Origin of the sequence: Roseburia sp., assembly GCF_041325975.1 — a bacterium.
GTDB lineage: Bacteria > Bacillota > Clostridia > Lachnospirales > Lachnospiraceae > Roseburia > Roseburia rectibacter.
The window spans coordinates 368,877-385,692 of sequence record NZ_JBGLEJ010000005.1 but is presented as its reverse complement, the minus strand read 5'-3'; the positions used below and the strand labels follow the sequence as shown (position 1 = coordinate 385,692).

Below are 16,816 nucleotides of genomic sequence, written 5' to 3'. Positions count from 1 at the left end.
TATCTTTTCCGTCAATCTGACAGTAACCCGGTCAACAGTTCCATATCTTTCTCAAAGACAACATTTTTTTTGAGAGATGCCTCCCCGTACCGTTTTCTCATTGCCACATCTTCCACCATTCTGCATACAGCATCACTGACTGCTTCTGGTTCTAATCTGCATAAAACACCATCCACACCATCTTTGATCTGTTCACGGCTGCTCTCCGACGCAATTACCGGAAGTCCAAGTGTCTGTGCCTCCTGTATCGCAATGCTTTTTCCTTCAAATCCGGTTGCATGTACATAGATATCTGCACCCTTATAATACGGATACGGATTTTCCACAGATCCACACAGAATAAAATCTTTCTGTATGCCAAGTGACCCGATCAACCGTTCGAGTTCCTTTCGTTTTGGTCCTTCCCCAAGAACATACCAGCGGACATTTTTATGTTTCTCTTTTATCATTTTCATTGCACGTATTGCTGTTGGATAGGATTTCTGTTCTGTGAGCCTGCCGACCGTCAAAAGCCTGATACCGTCAAAATCATCAGAAAATCCACCGGGCTGCAGCGCCTTTGTTTTTATTTTTTCTGTATTGATGATATTATGAAAAACCTTTGTCCGTCCACTGCATTCCGGATAAACCTTCAAAAACTGCTGCTTTATTTCTTCCCCGATTGGAAAAACAGCATCATATTTCAGATAACAGTCACGGTCTGACTTCCTTGTATATCCTGCTTTCGTGTAATCAATATGTATAAACGCAGCCTTTTTCTTTGCATGGACGTGATCTGCAACATAATATGCCGATCCCCCCTCTAAATATGCAACCGCAAGATCATATTCTTCCGCAAACCGCTCTCCTCCATCAGACAGCACACGCCAAAGCAGTTTATCCGGTAAAATCTTACGTTTCTTTAACATATCCGCAAGCAATGACAAAAGATACGGCATCAGGCGGAATATGGTTCCACGGACAAACATGGTCTTTAATATTGTCCTGTACATGAAATATCTTCCCTCTTTCTGCAGAACAGACAAGGGCTGATACGATTTATTTTTCAGTATCACTTCTCCCGGCAGCCGCTTTACCAGTTCTCCCTGCCCCATCAGGACATAAAGAGATATTTCATACTGTACATCTTTTGTTTTTTCATTTTCCTTTATCAGTTTTTCAAGCAGTTCTAAAAGTGCCATCTCCGCACCGGCTCCGCCTAACGTATTAATTACGAACAATATCTTCTTTTTCATCCACAAGCACCTTCAGCTCCTGCAATATTCTTTCATTTTCCTGATTGAGCAGCGATACCTGCATCGCCAGTTCCTGATTTTTTACTACCACAACTGACACTGCCATACTGATCTTAAACAAAAACAGAATTATAACAGCAAACACCGCAAACATAAGCAAAACGATATTTTTTGCCCCACTCCACAGATAACAGACATCATCCAGGCTTACAACGATACCCGCCACAAGTAATGCCAGCGAAACGATCGCCCAGCCAAGTCCGATCACATCTGTGAGTTTCTGTCTTGCATACATAAACAGATCCATAATAAGCAGAAATATACCAAAACCTATCATCAACACTTTTAATATCATGCCCTGATCCCCTCTTTTCTGTCATAACTTTTTGCGGAAGGTTTTTTTCCTCTTTTTATTTTAAATAATTCACCCTGGCAGAAAATATGCACATCCATATGTCGTTCCACCCAGCGAAGTCTAAAATATCCAACGGTAAACCCAAGGAAACTTCCCATGACAAGCCCCGCACCATACCAGAGGTCAGGGAGTTCCTTTGAAAACAGCGTTCCACAAAAAGTACCCATGCAAAAACATACCGCTGTTAAAAGTGCTCCTGTCATGTCATTAAAATAATACAGAAAAATCAGTTCCGCGTACAGCAGGAAAAGAATAAAATATCCGGCTGCAAGACAAGGATAAATCTGCATTACAAGCCCTGAAAATCCCATTCCCGGCAGCAATATCACACAGAGCAGATAAAGCACGACCGAAACGATAAACTGGATTCTCACAAGATTCATAAGCTCGGCGGCAAGCTGGCGGAACATTCTGTTTTTGGCATTGTTGATATCTTCCCATCTTCCACCGATAACAGCCTCCGAATAAGCCTTGTATCTCTCATGAAAATGCATTTCCACGCGGCTGATAAAAATAATAGTCGACGAAAGATTCGTAAACATTGCCAGACAGGTTGCCATATCATATGCCGGCGCATAGACAAATGTATCTGCCACCGTCATCTTTAAATCCGTCGTCCAGAATACAAAATTATGTATATAAAGTCCTAACGTATACAGCAGATTTGTTGCAACAAGATGCCAGTAAATTTTAAAATAGCGAAGCACCTTGCGGTACTGATGACTGTTTCTTTTAAAGTAACTCTTTATGGTTGCTGCTGATATTGATGCTGTCAGAAAAAATCCGATCGTAAGTGAAAGCAGCATGCTGTATATGATATCTCTGTGAAAGACTTTTACGAGCAGCCATGCAAGCCCAAATGCTGCCGCCATTCCCATCAGGAAAAATAAAGATATTTTCTGGTAGTCTTTGCAGATTGACAGATACAGCATGGAATAAAATACCAGCAGAAGCGAAATAAATCCACAAAATCCGGTAAACACAAATACCAGATCCACCTGCCCCTTCAGATACTCTCTGATACAGAACGGAATCGCAAACAGACACCCAAACACGATATTCAGAAACAGTCCGACTTCATAGCATGGCAGGATATCTTCGTATTTCTCCTCATAAATAATATCGGACATATATCTCGATAATACAGCATTAAACGGCGCCGCAACCAGCAGGGAAAATATAAAAATATAAAGTACCGTGCCTGAAAATAATCCCCTTCTCGCATATCCCACCGTCTCATAGCCAAGGAAGTGACTCATCAGCATCACATTGCCGATCACAACAAACATTGGTGCGATCGTAACCATGGTACTGTACCCAAAGCCCGCCAGATTTGCAAGGATCGTGCGCCTGTCATATATTTTCTGAAGTTTTACACCAATTCCAGCCATAGATCACACATCCCCTTTCTTTCCCTGCTCTCTGTCTGCATGCTCAAACTGCCGGTAGATCTGCCGGTACGTTTCTCTCATGTCATTTACAAGATACCGGCTCCTTAGTCTCCGGTAACCGTTTTCTCCCATACCGATTCTCTTCTCCCTGTGCCGTGCAAGATCTACCATCGCGGCGGCAATCTCCTCCACATTCATGATATGTGTGATGATTCCTGCCTCCCCAAACGAATCCCCTTCGCCATAGATCAGTCCTCTGCAATTTCCTACATCCGTTGCAATCACCGGCTTTTTCGCAGCAAAACTTTCCAGGATCGTAAGCGGCTGTCCCTCACTGATACTCGTGAGTATGGTCATATCCATTCTGCCAAGATACTCTGTCACGTCAACTTTTCCCGTAAAGATCACATCTTCCACACCAAGCAGTTCCACCAGTTCTAAACATTCTTTTGCATATTCTTTTTCTTCATCCGATGGTCCCATGATCCATAACGCAAGTTTTGGTGCCTCTTTTTTTGCATAAGCAAATGCCCGGATCATCATTTTCACATCCTTGATCGGCGCAATTCTGAGCACAGCCCCGATATTGATCATATCATCATCTTCTCTCTTTTCCTCAAGACATCTGACAAATCTCTGTGCATCAATACCGTTTGGCGTGATTTTTATTTTTTCTGCGGGACATCCAAGTTCGATCTGAAGTTCCATGGCATGCTTGTAAAGGCATGTTACCTGATCTGCATACCGGTATGCAAGCAGTGACATTTTTTTAAACTGTTCAATCCAGATATTTTTATAGATACCACCTACCCACTTTGCACGGATCAGTTCCTCCTCCCGTTCCCTGGTATAAATTCCATGTTCTGAAACCATAAGCGCACATCCATATCTTTTCTTTGCCATGCTTCCGATCACCCCTGCATACCCGGTTGCAACACAGTGATACAGATCTGCTTTGGGCAGTTCCATCTTTAAGGTCAGAAATAGCGGCAGATAAATGGACCGCATCGTCCACAAAAAATCAGAAAAGACAACCTGTGAATACTTAAGCTGATAACACTCCCGCACTGCCTTTAAAAAATCTTCTCCCATCAAAAGAGCATTCAGTGAAAATTCTTTCTTTTCAAATAATGTAAACAATGTATCCCACTCAACGTTACGGTTTAAAAGTAAGGATCGCAGCGCCTCATATTCTGTCTGATTTAAGTGCAGTTTTTTATTTTTCTTCTGTTCTACCCAGTCATAATCTTCCAGATAAAGTTCATAAACTTCTGACACATTTTCCGGCAGTTCATACACAAATTTTCCCCGGTAGGAACGGTTTGCCACGATCGAAAGCACCACAAATTTGATCTCCGGAAAAGATTTTATCATGCTGTTGATCCAGCTCGACACACCACCTACCACATAAGGATAACATCCCTCTGCTACAATACATACTTTCATTCTCAATCCTCGTAAAAAAACAATTGTTTTTCTTCTTCCTCATTCAACCGGATCGTTACCTCATCATTCTCTGCACAGATCAGGTAAACACCATCCTCAACTGCAGAGAAACTTCCGCCATGCATTTCTTCTATTTCACGGCTTCCTGTATGCAGTAAGAACCATGCTTGCTCCTCTAATCCATCCACATGCAGCGAAATCGTATTATCTTCAGATTCCACGGAATAGGAAAGTGCAAAGAATCTGCGGATTCTCTGGTCGCTCTTTGAAAGAGTCGTCTCATCAAACACCATATACGGTTTCTGATAAGTACAGATGTTAGACGCCGCTTCCTTCGAAAGGACCTCCCATGCATCAGCTTTTTTCTCCGGATACGCTGCCACAAGCAGATCCCACACTGTATTGGAATATCCCAGCGCTGTCTGAATGCATCTCTGTCTGAAATCATCCATAAATGTGTGATTTACGCCGTCCCCGGTAGCCCGCTGCAGCGTCACATTTTCCTTGGCAAAAGAAATGACCGGTTCATCGTAAGTCTGTGATTCCGGGGTTACAACTGTCCTTATTCCGCCAAGTTTATCATTTTCTAAGGCATCACCAAGTTCATTTTCATTTTCCAGGAATAAAGACTGAAAACAGTAATCCGGTGCCTCTCTTTTCCAGAACTGTTCATCCTGCTCCATTTTTTCAGACAATCCGGTATCCGACACATTACCGGAGGAAAGCCCGGCTTCCCCATACTCCTCTTTCAATAATTTCAGATAATATGCAACTTCTCCCTCCCTCGGTTCATTTTCATCATTATAATCAAACTGTGGTGTCATCATACAAGTCAGTTTTGCATCGATCTTTCGTTCAATTGAAACCAGAGACGGCCAGATAATCTCCCGAAACAACGCTTTCTGTGACTGACTGTATATTTTTTCCATATTATTTTCATTTTCTGATGCAAATCCCGGATAATTTGCGATCACAAGATTTTGTGCATTAACCACCGGATAAATCTCAAAGGAAGATGCTTCTGCCATCATTGCATCCAGGATTCCAATACCGGAATTATCTTCCAGATAATCACCATTCACACAGAACACACAGGCATTTTCCAGTCCGTTTCTCCATATGATCGCAGGCTGTCTTCCACTGTCCGGCCGGACATCTTCTAACATTCCAACCATATAGCTTTTGGTTCCCTCACCCGTCACATACCACGGAACCGTAAGATCCATATCCTTATTTTTTTCTTCTTCCTCATCTTTCGCCTGATAGATGACTTCCCCGCCAAGCAGAAATCCTGCAAACAGATGTATGCCTTCGAGTGTTACTTCTTTCTGTTCCACATAACGGATTCCAAGCAGTTTTCGCAAACTGTTGTTCTTCTCGATCTCATCCGCATCCGGAAGTCCTGAAACCACAACATTTACACCATTTTCAACCGCATCACTGACCGCATTTATATTCTCCCTGTTTTCCAGATATGTTCCATCTAAGACCAGAACATCCGGCAGATCATCTTCATCATCCATGATAACATTCAGGGAGTCTGCGGTCTGAAAATCCCGTTTACTGTATGTACACCACCATTTTACCGTGTTTTTTGTTTTTTCACTCTGCCCGGCATAAAAAACCTTTGCCGTTTTTTGTTCACTCTGTCCGGATGCAGGAAACATATCCTTTTCCGTAAGTTCTGTCCGGGCACTCTCCTGATATTCATTGATTCCATATTTACTGAGTTTATCTTTCATCACACCCGTAAACTGAAACATAAACAATAAAATAACGAGCATGATAGTGATCGTAGCAAAATTTCTCCGGGATACCATCACATTTTCCTTTCCAGATCCATCTCTTTTGGCATCTGCTATTTTTTCTGCCGGCAATAGAATATATGATCTTCAAACATCCTATTGTCATTCATTATATCCATAATCAATCGAAAAATCATATAAACTGTAGGTATTCTGTTCTACCACATAACAGACAAAATCATCTGTTTCATAATACACCTGCATTTCTTTTCCATACAGTTCCATAAATGCCTGCGCCCAGTAATACATCCTTGACATTACGATCCATCTGTTTTCACCCTCATAAACGGAAATATCATTTGCTGTCGGCAACGGTTTTTTTGCTCCTTCTTCCGAGATACGCTGTCCGCTCCCCTCATATGCTACAGTATAATCAAGCGGTATCTTCTCAATAAAGAAATATACACGGTCTGTCGGCAATGTCAGATTTCCGTTTACCGCATTTCCTTCCATACTTCGTAAAAATGTGATCGTCTCCTCGTGACGCGCATAATCTTCCATCATTCGCAGTTCATCATTTGCAGAACAGATCGTATATTTATACTTTTCGTTTTCTCTTTTTATATTTGCCAGACAAGTGATCGCCGAATTTGACTGCAGTGCTGTTACGATCGACGGTGTACGGATCTGGTTTCCGTTGACCAGTACCGCAACCAGGACGGCTGAGGTCAGCAGTGAGACCAGATTCATCCAGATATCATGCTTAAAAAATCCAAAGACCAGTGCCACTATGCCGTCTGCTCCAAGCCCTATCGCTGCCGGTATCATATAAGCCACATATATACTGCACCTGCTTGCATCCATAATATGCGGCAGTCCAAAACGCCATGCACTAAGAAACATCATCAGAAGCAGCAGTCCAAATCCGGTGGACATCAGCATTGATCCGTAGTCAAGTTTTCCAATGAGCACAAATAATAATCCTCCTGCCAGACAAAATCCCTCACAGCCAAAAATGAACATCATCCACTGGTCACTTGCCTGAAGCATTACAACATTGTGCACTCCCGTCCAGAGATAATCCAGACCGTTCTTTGCAATATCAGTGATCCGGAACCGTACCCTTTCCACCAGCGCAGCAAACGTTGACGTTTTTACCTGCGTTGTTTCCGGCATCTGTACATTGTCTGTGCTATTACCGGACACTGTCTGATTCATTGTATTTCCGGCCGGACCCATGCTTTCCGTCGTGCCCTGGCTCAGTGCACCCGTTGTATTCATTTCTTCGTTTTCATTATCTGTAATATCTGTTTGTTCTTCCTCATTGCCTGTATTACTGCTGCCATTGATCACGTTAAGTCCCCAGCCAAGTGATCCCTGCAATGGCGTTCCCTGTAAAAATGCGATTCCCATCGGCAGCACTGCTAAGAAAATACTTAAGATACCGGTCGCAAGTACCCGGAAAAAATATTCCTTCTTAAAAATACGAAACAGATATCCCCCTGCGATACCGATGCAGAACAGACCTGCTACCATGGTGTCATAAAAATGCACAATAAGTGTAAGACCAAATCCTGCAACAAATCCCATCAGATAACGGGTACTTTTGCACTTCCAGGTCTTTAATCCGGCAATATTTTTTCCTTTTCTGCATTGATCCACTTCTGCTTTCCGCTGTCTTAAAAAGACAAACATAAAGTAAATTCCCGGCAGAATAAATATCATACCAAATTCCTGTGGCAGGGAACTGTAGTAACGGGAATAGGTATTCCTGTTAAAAAATGCTGCAAGCACATAAAAAAACACAGCTCCCCATGCGCAATATGATGTTCTGCAGCATGCTTTCAAAAATGCCAGCAGTGCATAATGGATATATAAAACCTGCACTACATAAAAAAGCCGGAGTAGAACATATGTTTCTATTCCTGTTACAGCATGAATATAATAGATCACACAATGGAATCCAAACGGATAAATCCCAGCTACAAATACATCATTATTTCCCATTGCATTGATCCAGTAATTGTGCACAGGTATATCGGATGCACAATAACCGTATGTATGGATCATATTGGTGCCATACATCACAAGAACCGTTGCAGTAAATACAATAAACAGCACTCCATCAGCAAAATGTCTGATGATCAGTCCACTCATTCTTCTGCACAGCTTCTTCACCTTCCTGCCAATCCACTGGACTATCTCAAGAAGGAGCAGCTTGATGCCAAGCGTCTCCCGGATGACATGCGATGTTCTGTTTCCTATGACGTGCCCGATTTTTTTGGGTGAAACTCTTTTCGTACGGATCAATGATACAATAACCGGGAGAACACTGCCCAAAATCAGTGTGAATCTTCCAGAAATATGAAGTAATTGAAGAAATAATACCAGATTGATCAGATAAAAATGACCTAATACAATATAAAAGAAAAACCTGACACTAAATATTTCATCTTTCAGCCTGCGATGCAAAAGCAGTGCCGGAACCGCTATAAAAAACCCGGTATAGATCACAAAAATGCTGATAAACTGTAATACAGTCAGAACTTTCATCGACACTGCCATCACCTCCTTCAGCTAAAAATACGAATCAATTCCAATGTTTCTCTGTCTATTACAATATCGGATTTTTTTAATTTTTCCAATTCATCAAAGAAATCTTTTTTGTTTCCCTCTGTAAAATAAAGTTTTAAGTAGCAGGTATAAGTTGATAACTCCTCCGGATAAAGTTCCCTGCTCTTATCGCACCAGTATTTCATGCGCTTGAAATCCTTTATCTTAAGAAGCATCATACAAAGCCCCTCAATATAGGAAACCTGCAGTTTTTCCTGATATTTTTCATTCAGGAAGCTGCATGCCTCTTCCATCATGTCAATATAGGTCTGCTGTTCCTTTTCATGAAACACCTCCTGGATCAAAACTCCATACATATACTCGATCAGGATACATGCTCCTTCTGCCGCGTCGCATCCATCCTGTTTCATCTGAAGGTAAAGTTCCTGCGAACGCTTTCTGAAATCATTCAGTGCATCCCTTAATACCGTAGCGGCATAATGTGACGTTTCTGTATCCTCACTGTTTAATGCAAGTGAAATGGATGCCAGGGAATTCTGTACATCTCCACGTACTACGTTCATTACCAGTGTTCTCAAACTGTCCTTATCACTGATCGCAAGTGCTTCCTCGATCGGTACTAAATTTCCTTCCCTCTCCTCATCAGCACGAAGATGTGTCTTTACACGCTCTTTACTGAAAATAACATCCTCAAGATCTACATTCTGTCTGAAAAAGACCTTATTAAACACCAGTCCGGCAAAAAAGAACAACGGTCCCACCACCGGACACAGAAACATAACGATGCCTTTCATCAGTATATCTGTTTTTTTCCCTTCACGTCTGCCCAGACTGCTCCATACCACGTAAAAAATAGCAACCGCCATATTGATCAAAAGGACGATACAAAATCTCTTTTCCGTAACTGTCATAAAAATATATCCTCCTGAATCTGACAGTACACTCCCTCTTTTTCAAACCTTTCTCTTACCATATCTGCATCCTTTGTACTGGTATTTGCAAGAAGTGCATACATTTTTCCGTCTTCAAGTTCACCGACATAATCACTTTGTCTCAAGAGTTTTGTAAGCCGTCTGCCAGTCTCTTCACGGTCTTTTTTCTCTGTGTCCACAGAAAGCAGTGCACACTGTGTCAGACCCTTATCCCTTGCCTTTAAATATGCCTTTACGAGGGATGAAAAGGCTTCCGGTTCCAATATATTTGTTCCCTGTATGTATCGCTGCTGCTCTAACGCGGCAATATAACGGTTTGCACGCACCACCGCATTCTGGATCAGATAGCCGATAACTGTCAGCATATTTGCCTGTCCTAACGTCATCCTTTCCCACGGAATCCCCCAGATCATCAGTATCAGCTGCATCTCATCTTCTGAATAAATGGCATTCGCCATAAGCGGATACCTTTCATCCATATTTTTATTAATATAAACCTTCTTCCCGGCAAGAACCGTATACATGGCATCCATCTGGCTGTAATTGATCGAATTACCAAGACTGCGTGCTTTTGCTGATGTTGCAGAAAAAAGACGTGCATAAGAACGGTTCGCCACTGTATAAATTGCCACATCCTTGCTTCCCATCAGTCTTGCAAGCACTTCCGCTGCATAAAAAAGTACCTCACATGGTTCATACTGCTCAAGACTTGACGTGATCTCATATAGTTTTCCAAAACTGTCATTCTGATTTACGATCTGATTTGCAAGAATCTCTTTTACCCTGACATTGCTGACATTAATATCTGAAATATCATCCAGCTGCTTGGTTAAATATGATACCTCATGCTGCTGTTCCTCTCTCATCGCGCGAAGCTGGTCCCTTAAGTAACCTACTGCCAGACCTAAGATCAGAAGCTGTGCGATCCAGACATAGGTATTATAGTCAAGCATGACATCAAATCCGCTTCTGTGATACATCTGCCGGAAACAATATCCAGCCACGGCAAGCAGCGCAGAAAACGTTGCCTGCTGCTGTCCATACACAAGTGCAAACAACAGCACATACAGAAGATAAAAATCAATATTCTGAAAATATTCACTTCCAACTGCCCGGTTATTTAACATAAAAAATGGGATAAAACAGATAAGGTTTTCCATAAAAGGGATCAGATTCGTTATGATTTCCTTTGTTCTGCTGCCAAATCTTTGAAACAAATACCCCTTTTTCCTCACTATATCTGTAAATTCTGCTGCATGCCTGCCAAAATAAGCCGCAATCTTTTCCACATCAGTCCCGGCATGATGAATCACACGAAGCCCAAACTCTTCCTCGTATCTTTTACCGGAAAGCATAACTTCCCGGTATTTTTCGTTTTCTTCTTCTATGACACTGACTCCGGTCTTCATTCCCGCAGCAACTGCCTTAGCAAGGTCATACCGTGATATTTTTTCCCCGGAAGACAGTTGATACAATGTGTGTTTATGCTCCTTTGTCACCATCATCTGGTAAATAAACTCCACTGCATCAGCCTCGTGCAAAAGCATTATTTTTTCATTCTGTGACGCAATGATCTCACCGGTATTTACAGCCTCTAAGCACATCTTTGCGCAGATCGTATCGGTATCTTCTTTCTTTCGTATCTCCCCATACAGATGATCAAGCCGGAGAACCACAATGTCATTCCCCATCCGTGCATAATTTTTACAGATTTCTTCTCCGATGGCAATTGCCTGCCCTCTCTTGCTGCATGCCCCGGTAAGATCGTCCTCCTTCATAAGACGGGCATTTTCACCATCAAAAACACTCTCCGAAGAAAGATAGACAAATCTGCCTTTCTTTAAAGCTATATAATTCATCAAAATATTCGTAAGTCCGGCCGCGTAGGATGCCGCTGTATTTTCCACCTTGTTCCAGGAGAAATTATGGTCGTATGCCCCCCAAAAAACAACCACCTGTGGCATGATGCTCTCTAATACCTCCCGCACACAGGCATCCTCATACGAAAAATGATACACTTCAAATACTTTCTTTAAACTATACCCTTTCTTTGGTTCCTCCGTCAGAACGAATACCCTGTGTCCTTCTTTATTCAGCCTGTTAATCATAAGGCGCATGAAATTTCCGCCATTTCCAACCAGCAATATGTTCATATCTGTCCCATCCTCAAATAATACCCTGTTGTCTTAACTCCATCATAAACTGTTTCACATCACTTTGTGCACCGGAGAATGATAATTCATATTCTTTTGCAAATGCCTGTACGATCTCATCTTCGGACATTCCTGAAATATACGCACGATAAATATATGCACCACACTCGTTTAACATGAACGGTTTTTTATATTGTTTTCCCTGCTCCATATCCAAAAGCCAGTACGCCCCTGCCGCATGACGTAATTGATACCGTTCTTTCATCTAAATCATTTCCTTTCTCTTTCATGAAAAAAACTGCTCTGCAACAGTAATTTTTCCAATATATACAACCGAACCCGTCATAAAAATTCTACCGTCTTCCCCAAACTCTATAAAAAGATCTCCACCGTGCATATGTACGGTCACTTCATCTCCCACCAGCCCTAAACGGTGAGAAGCTGCTGCTGCCGCACAGGCCCCGGTGCCGGAAGCAAACGTATAACCTGCTCCACGTTCATAGATCTCAACCTGTATATTTTTTTCATCCACGATCTGGCAAAGCTGCATATTGATACGATTCGGAAAATATTTTGCATTTTCCACATACGGTCCTAACTGCATTGCCTTCTTGCGGTCTACCCGTTCAAGCATGATAACACAGTTAGGATTGCCCATGGATACACAGGTTGCATTATAAAAATTATCGCAGAAAAATATCGATTCTCCCACGACTTCTCCTTCAAATCCAAGTGCCGGGATCTGTTCTGCCTCAAATACCGCATATCCCATATCCACACGCATGCGCTCTCCAGCATCATCCAGAAAAGTTACAAGCGTATCCCCCGCCTTTGTGGTCAGATAATACTTTTTTTCTTTTACATAGCCGGCATCTTTTAAATATCTTGAAAAAATCCGGATGCCATTGCCGCTTTTTTCAGCTTCACTTCCATCCGGATTAAAAATTCGTACTTTAATTTTTTTATCTTCAATAAGCGGTCCGTACAAAATCCCATCTGCACCGACGCCAATATTACGTCTGCATAACTGCTTTATCAGTCTTTCGTTTAAAACAACGTCATTTTTCTTTGGATCGAAAATCAGATAATCATTGCCAACCCCATGATATTTGCGAAGTATGATTTCAGACATTCTGATTCCTCTGTTATTTTCCTTATGATATCATATGCAAAAAATAAATAACGGTTACTCTACTCCCCCATTTTCAAAGAGACGATGGATATTCTCTGCCTTTTCATGAAGGATCTTGTCTATCTGTTCTCTTTTCACACCATCTAAGTCTTTCTCCTGACCATACTGACCTGAATATGCATTTGTTGCTCTATTGTAGTCTTCCTGCATATTTTCGTCTGCAGTCTGTTCCTGCTTACTTTCTGTTTCCCCAGTCTGCATCTGTTTCATTGGATCGGTCTGTGCTCTCGGAATATAATTCACATTCCAGTACTTGATAATACTTCTCGCAATCCGTTCCTGCTCATTTCTTTTATCGATCATATCTTTCATCATCACTGCACCACACTCTGTTCTGGTTTTTGATACCTTTTTATTTTAACACGAAACTCTTTGGAAAAAAAGTTAATTTCTGAATAAAATTCATCTGTTTGAAGCATGCTCTTTATGGTAAATACGAAATTCCGGAGGAAAACAGCATGGCTTCTTATAAAGTAGAAATCTGCGGTGTCAATACCGCAAAACTCCCCATTTTGAAAGAAGAGGAAAAAGATGCTCTGTTTGCACGAATCAAGCAGGGAGACAACGCTGCCAGAGAAACATATATCAAGGGCAATCTCAGACTGGTATTAAGTGTCATCAAACGTTTTTCCGGCAACCACGAAAATGTTGATGATCTCTTTCAGATCGGATGTATCGGTCTGATCAAATCCATCGATAACTTTGATCCAACGATCGGTGTGAAATTCTCCACCTACGCAGTACCAATGATCATAGGTGAAATCCGGCGCTACCTGCGCGACAATAACTCTATCCGTGTCAGCCGTTCCCTGCGCGACACTGCCTACAAGGCAATCCATACAAAAGAGATTCTCTCAAAATCTGAAAACAAAGAACCGACTCTTGACGAAATCGCAGCCGAATCCGGCATTTCCAAAGAGGATATTGTCTTTGCCCTCGATGCCATACAAAGCCCGCTCAGTCTTTATGATCCGGTCTATACTGACGGCGGTGACACACTCTATGTCATGGATCAGATCAGCGACAAAAAAAACCGGGAAGAAAACTGGATCGAAGAACTATCCTTAAACGACGCTCTTAACCGGCTGAACGAACGCGAAAATTATATTTTAAAACTTCGTTTTTTTGAAGGCAAAACGCAGATGGAAGTGGCTGACGAGATCCATATCTCACAGGCTCAGGTCAGCCGTCTGGAAAAATCCGCCTTAAAATCCATCCGTCATTATCTGTCGCTTTAACGTTCCCACTTATTACACAGGGCATTGATCTGATCTGCAAATTTACCAAGTTCTTTGTTTGGCATTCCTTCGCATTTATTGATAACCGTAAGAAGCCTCTGTCCCGCAGCAAGCAGTCTTGCAAATACATTGCTTGACGCACGGCTCTTCTCCATCGTCTTTTTCTCTGCCCGTTCCCTGGAACCTTCACGCACCTGTTCACCTGTTGCAAGGTCAAATGCGTCTCCCGGGAACGGTGCATATGCATCATATCCCAGAGCATCTTTCAGATGGTCTGCAAACTGCTCTGTGACTTTATCCTCCCCATGTACCACAAATACTTTTTTCGGTTTGTTTTCAAATGATGCCGCCCACTTTGTAAGCTGTTCCACGTCCGCATGTCCGCTGATACCCGGAAGATTCTCGATCGTTGCTGCGACCTCGATCGTCTCTCCAAAAAGCCTGACTTCTTTCGCACCATTTAAAAGGGAAAAGCCAAGCGTTCCAGGTACCTGGTATCCTACAAATAAAATCGTGGAATCTTTTCTCCACAGATTATGTTTCAAATGGTGGCGGATACGTCCCGCCTCACACATTCCAGATGCAGAAATAATAACTTTCGGATCATCATTAAAGTTAATCATCTTCGATTCATCACTTGTGATCGCCATTTTAAGTCCCGGAAATCCGATCGGGTTAATCCCCTGCTGCACAAGTGCTCTCGCATCTTCATCAAAACATTCTTCCACGCTCTTATTAAAGATACTTGTAGCCTCAACCGCTAACGGGCTGTCTATGTATACCTCAAAATTTTCAAATTCAGGCAGCAGATGTTCGCTTTTGATCCTGCGTATAAAATAAAGCATCTCCTGCGTTCTGCCTACGGAAAATGCCGGGATGACCAGATTGCCTCCCCGTTCATACAGCGTCTCTTTGATCACTTTCGCAAGGGCGATCGCAAAATCCAGAGGTGTATTGTGTTTTCTGTCACCGTAAGTTGACTCCATGATCACATAATCGGCATCTTTGATATATTCCGGATCCTTGATAAGCGGACGGCTGCCCGGCCCGATATCTCCGGAAAATGCCAGTTTTACCTCTGTTCCGTCATCATCCTGTACCCACATTTCAATGCTTGAAGATCCAAGCAGATGACCGGCATCCACAAATCTTACTTCAAGTCCGTCACAGACTTTAATCTTTTTCTGATAATCACACGGCACAAAATGATTCAGCACGCTCATCGCATCATTCATATCGTAAAGAGGAACTATTTCCGGTTTTCCGGCTCGTTTTGCCTTCCGGTTACGCCACTCTGCCTCAAACATCTGGATATGTGCGCTGTCTTTGAGCATAATGTTACACAGTTCATTAGTCGCTAACGTACAGTAAATTTTGCCGCGAAAACCATGATTGTATAAAAGAGGCAATAATCCGGAATGGTCAATATGTGCATGTGTCACAAACACATAATCAATCATTGCCGCATTAACCGGTATATCCTGGTTCGTGTATAGATCCGGTCCCTGTTCCATTCCACAGTCCACCAGTATATGCTTATCTGCAAATGACAGATAATGACAACTGCCCGTTACCTCATGTGCTGCGCCTAAAAATTCCAATACCATATGAAGTCCCCCATTCTGTCTGCTTTTCTTTCATTATACTATTTTTCAGCTATATGCACAATATTATTTCATATTTTATAAATTTTTTAATCATTTTGTCATTTTGCACAACAACATAAAATGGTGTTTTATTCCAGACGCACGATTTCTTTTTTCAGTCTTCCCATGATCTTTTTTTCCAGTCTGGATATATAAGACTGGGAAATACCAAGCATATCCGCAACCTCCTTCTGTGTTTTTTCTTCACCGTCAATCGTGTTCAATCCAAACCGCAGTTCAATGATCATCCGTTCCCTTCCGGAAAGCTTTCCAATTGCGGTCTTAAGCAGCCGATGTTCCACATCCGTTTCAATGTCATGGTAGATCACGTCCTCGTCAGTTCCTAAAATATCTGAAAGCAGCAGTTCATTTCCATCCCAGTCAACATTTAGGGGTTCATCAATAGACACTTCCATTCTTGTTTTACTGTTTCGCCGCAGATACATCAGGATTTCGTTTTCAATACATCTCGATGCATAGGTCGCCAGTTTAATGTTTTTTCCTGGATTAAATGTGTTGATCGCCTTGATCAGGCCGATCGTGCCGATCGAGATCAGATCTTCCACCCCAACACCGGTATTATCAAATTTCTTTGCAATATAAACCACAAGTCTCAGGTTGTGTTCGATCAGACGTTTCCTCGCAAGCTGCCCGCTTTCATCACTTGTGAGCATCTCTATACATACCGCCTCATCTTCACCTGCAAGTGGCGGTGGAAGTACCTCTGCACCTCCGATATAATGCACTTCATTCTTTTTCTTTCGAAAAATACCAGGAAATATCATTGTTCTTATCTTTGGTATCGCAAATTTTATGTACATTCCCAATTCCACCTTAATTTTTATTTTC

The 16,816-nt window shown here is 42.1% G+C and carries 14 protein-coding genes; 1 reads left to right on the top strand and 13 read right to left on the bottom strand.

Going from position 1 to position 16,816, the window contains the following annotated elements; genetic code table 11:
* Window positions 1-11 precede the first annotated feature (11 nt).
* From ACDD58_RS13060 to ACDD58_RS13010, 11 genes are read right to left on the bottom strand one after another with little or no spacing between them, the layout of a single operon-like run.
* Window positions 12-1,235 carry a glycosyltransferase gene (locus ACDD58_RS13060; protein ID WP_370777843.1) on the bottom strand — a complete coding sequence of 408 codons (1,224 nt, stop codon included), beginning with the start codon at window positions 1,233-1,235 and terminating at the stop codon, window positions 12-14.
* Window positions 1,207-1,590 carry a DUF2304 family protein gene (locus ACDD58_RS13055; protein WP_117919225.1) on the bottom strand — a complete coding sequence of 128 codons (384 nt, stop codon included), beginning with the start codon at window positions 1,588-1,590 and terminating at the stop codon, window positions 1,207-1,209. The genes ACDD58_RS13060 and ACDD58_RS13055 overlap by 29 nt, the downstream gene beginning before the upstream one ends.
* Window positions 1,587-3,041, bottom strand: a complete 1,455-nt coding sequence (gene pelG / locus ACDD58_RS13050) for an exopolysaccharide Pel transporter PelG (RefSeq protein WP_117919223.1) — start codon at window positions 3,039-3,041, stop codon at window positions 1,587-1,589. The genes ACDD58_RS13055 and pelG overlap by 4 nt, the downstream gene beginning before the upstream one ends.
* A 3-nt stretch (window positions 3,042-3,044) precedes the next feature.
* A complete protein-coding gene (pelF, locus tag ACDD58_RS13045; protein ID WP_370777841.1) occupies window positions 3,045-4,487 on the bottom strand; it encodes a GT4 family glycosyltransferase PelF in 1,443 nt (480 codons plus the stop codon).
* Between the two features lie 2 nt (window positions 4,488-4,489).
* A complete protein-coding gene (locus tag ACDD58_RS13040; RefSeq protein WP_370777839.1) occupies window positions 4,490-6,364 on the bottom strand; it encodes a DUF2194 domain-containing protein in 1,875 nt (624 codons plus the stop codon).
* A gap of 30 nt (window positions 6,365-6,394) precedes the next feature.
* On the bottom strand, window positions 6,395-8,785 hold the full coding sequence (locus tag ACDD58_RS13035; RefSeq protein ID WP_370778751.1) for an amino acid ABC transporter permease: 2,391 nt from the start codon (window positions 8,783-8,785) through the stop codon (window positions 6,395-6,397).
* Window positions 8,786-8,805: 20 nt separating this feature from the next.
* Window positions 8,806-9,717, bottom strand: coding sequence for a hypothetical protein (locus ACDD58_RS13030; protein ID WP_370777838.1), 912 nt, complete (start codon window positions 9,715-9,717; stop codon window positions 8,806-8,808).
* Window positions 9,714-11,891 (bottom strand): NAD-dependent epimerase/dehydratase family protein, encoded by a 2,178-nt coding sequence (locus ACDD58_RS13025; protein WP_370777836.1) that lies wholly within the window; start codon window positions 11,889-11,891, stop codon window positions 9,714-9,716. The genes ACDD58_RS13030 and ACDD58_RS13025 overlap by 4 nt, the downstream gene beginning before the upstream one ends.
* Window positions 11,892-11,904: 13 nt before the next feature.
* Window positions 11,905-12,156: a PqqD family protein gene (locus ACDD58_RS13020; protein WP_117919213.1), complete on the bottom strand. Its 252-nt coding sequence runs from the start codon at window positions 12,154-12,156 to the stop codon at window positions 11,905-11,907.
* A 21-nt stretch (window positions 12,157-12,177) separates the two neighbouring features.
* Window positions 12,178-13,023, bottom strand: a complete 846-nt coding sequence (gene dapF, locus ACDD58_RS13015) for a diaminopimelate epimerase (RefSeq protein WP_117919211.1) — start codon at window positions 13,021-13,023, stop codon at window positions 12,178-12,180.
* 54 nt (window positions 13,024-13,077) lie between these two features.
* On the bottom strand, window positions 13,078-13,386 hold the full coding sequence (locus ACDD58_RS13010) for a hypothetical protein (protein WP_241070973.1): 309 nt from the start codon (window positions 13,384-13,386) through the stop codon (window positions 13,078-13,080).
* Window positions 13,387-13,541: 155 nt separating this feature from the next.
* Between ACDD58_RS13010 and sigG the strand changes: the two genes are divergently transcribed.
* Entirely contained in the window at window positions 13,542-14,321 is a 780-nt protein-coding gene (gene sigG, locus ACDD58_RS13005) for an RNA polymerase sporulation sigma factor SigG (protein WP_118208980.1), read from the top strand.
* On the opposite strand, the gene ACDD58_RS13000 is transcribed toward sigG, so the two are convergent.
* Window positions 14,318-15,928, bottom strand: a complete 1,611-nt coding sequence (locus tag ACDD58_RS13000) for an MBL fold metallo-hydrolase RNA specificity domain-containing protein (RefSeq protein WP_186899553.1) — start codon at window positions 15,926-15,928, stop codon at window positions 14,318-14,320. The genes sigG and ACDD58_RS13000 overlap by 4 nt on opposite strands.
* A gap of 128 nt (window positions 15,929-16,056) precedes the next feature.
* On the bottom strand, window positions 16,057-16,788 hold the full coding sequence (gene sigE / locus ACDD58_RS12995; RefSeq protein WP_117919201.1) for an RNA polymerase sporulation sigma factor SigE: 732 nt from the start codon (window positions 16,786-16,788) through the stop codon (window positions 16,057-16,059).
* Window positions 16,789-16,816 lie beyond the last annotated feature (28 nt).